A 2,291-nucleotide genomic window follows, 5' to 3' on the forward strand; every position below is an offset into this window, starting at 1 on the left:
GTCTGGCCTTGGATGTGTTGGAACCCTGGCTTTCTCTCCAAGATCAAGTGGCGATTGTCGCCAGCATTGAAGCCACGATTCCCTTTCGCCCTGTGAATGGGGAAGGCTACTCCTGCCTAGAACAATTGGAACACCGCATTGGGCAGCTCAATCAAGAGTTACAGTTGGGGCTGACTTCACAACACATTGAGCAAATACTACGGGATGCGGTGGAGCTAACCAACCGCGATGTAGGAAATTTTGCCTCTACCGATGCGGGGGTTTTTCTGGATCATACCTGGGATCTCTTGCCAGAGATGGATCCACGCCTGCTAGAGTTTAACCTTTACTCAGTGGTGGAGTATCGCCGGGTGTTGCAGCGGATGGAGCAGTTCTTCCTGAATTTGGATGCGCAACGGGTATTCCAGCGGCACCGCGGTTACCCCAGCCGAGAAACCTGGCAAACCATGACCGAACAAGCTGCCCAGAATATCCGCATTGGCCAAGAATACATTGGGGTGAAACTGTTGGCAATTGGACTGTTGGAAGCGGTGGCCCTGAGCAGTGGCGGGGATGGCCCCATCTCGTTATTTTTGGGCTATCGACCCCCCGGACAAGACTGGGATGAGCCCCTGAGCCCTCAAAATCCCTGGCCCATCTATCCTGAAGTTGGGCGAAGCGACATCAACCCTGTGGTATGGGAGCTGCTCTACAAAGGCCGAACCAGCACCAGCCGTCATGACCTCACCCGTTCTCCCCTGGCAGCATTCATCTACTCCTGCCTAGGCCAAGAAGTAACCCAAACTTGGCACAAGGTTGTGCATCAAATGTTTGCCCATCAGTTGAAGCCAGAGAGTGTCCTGCGGCAGTTTCAGGCCAGTCATGCTCCTGTTCTGGAGACGATTCTCCACACCTGTGCTCAATTTGCCCCCACTCGCCGCGCCAGCCTGACTGCCTATCTGGATCCCTAAGGGGTCCCTAGGTGGCCCGCAGTTGCACCGGCATGACCAAGTAGCACAAGCGCATCGCACCGATTGGCTTCCAGATAGCGGGTTGTGTCGCACCGTTTAACTCCAGACTCACCTGCTGGGTGTGGAATACTTTCAGGGCATCGAGTAAGTAACGCACGTTAAAAGCTAGCTCTAGATCCGGCCCAGACATGTGTATCGGCAGAAATTCTTGACCACTTCCCACATCGGGAGCTTCGGTGCTGATCTGTAGGGTTTGGGTTGCGGCGGAAAGTTGGAACTTGATAATGTCGTTTCTTTGGGCGGCGAACACTCCAACCCGCTCCAACGATTCCATCAAGGGGCGGCGCTCCAGGGTCACTTGTCGCTCAAACTGGCTGGGAATCAGGCGCTTGTAGTCGGGATATTGGCCATCCAAAAGGCGACTGGTGAGCAAATGGCGATCGAGTCTGAATTGTACCTGTGCCCGGTCGAACCGCAACTGCACCGTAAAGGACTCTGTCCCGCTGGCGCGAGCAGCAGCTTGGTTACTGAGAATCCGCTCTAACTCCCGCAGGGTACGAGCGGGAATCGTGAAATCTAGCCCAACCCCTCCTGGATTTTGCCCTGCCCATTCACTTGGGATCCCGTCACTGTTCTCGGAATGGAGTTCTCTCAACTCGGTCTGCGCGGTAGCCAAACGATGCCCATCGGTAGCAGCAAACTCCAACAACGGTGGATCCCCGGCCAGCAACTTGACATGCACCCCCGTCAACACCTGCTTGGTTTCATCTGCAGAAGCGGCAAAGAGGGTTTGACTGATCCCTTGCAACAGGTTCTCAATGTGCAGCTCCAACGCTTGTGCAGATTCACCCCCATCACCGGCACCAACTTCCGGCAGGGTAGGGTAGTCCTCAGCCGATAGTCCTCGCACTTGGTACTGACCAGCTGCCGAAGTCAGGGTCACGGGAGCATCCTCTCGCGGCTGGCTCAGGGTTATCTTGCCACTGGGCAGGCGACTGACAATGTCGCTGAAGAGCTTGGCGGGCAAAGTGGTTCGAGCCGAATGCTCCACCTGCGCATCAAACTCACTGCGAATGCCCAAGTTCAGGTCAAAAGCCGTCAGAGCGACTCGCTGGGTGTCTGCGTCCGCCTCCAGCAGCACATTGGCCAAAACAGGCAGGGCAGGGCGACTGGCCACGGCTCGACTCACCGACGCGAGGTGATGGCTAAGATCGGCTTGCTCACAGGTCAGGCTCAGGAAGATGGAATGGGCGGGATCCTCCTCTGAGCCTTTGCCAAAGCGGCTCGGAGACAAAAACGCCGTCTCCTTGACGCGTTGACGCTCCGTGTTGTCCGTAGGAC

The 2,291-nt window shown here is 56.2% G+C and carries 1 protein-coding gene and 1 pseudogene; one reads left to right on the plus strand and one right to left on the minus strand.

The genetic code is table 11. The features are described from left to right. Positions 1-950 (plus strand): annotated as a pseudogene (locus JX360_RS17225) (hypothetical protein); the annotation flags it as partial. Positions 951-957: 7 nt separating this feature from the next. Here JX360_RS17225 and dnaN read toward each other — a convergent pair. Further along, positions 958-2,244 carry a DNA polymerase III subunit beta gene (dnaN, locus tag JX360_RS17230; RefSeq protein ID WP_425244438.1) on the minus strand — a complete coding sequence of 429 codons (1,287 nt, stop codon included), beginning with the start codon at positions 2,242-2,244 and terminating at the stop codon, positions 958-960. Positions 2,245-2,291: the final 47 nt, after the last annotated feature.

This window comes from Thermostichus vulcanus str. 'Rupite', from assembly GCF_022848905.1.
Taxonomy (GTDB): domain Bacteria; phylum Cyanobacteriota; class Cyanobacteriia; order Thermostichales; family Thermostichaceae; genus Thermostichus; species Thermostichus vulcanus_A.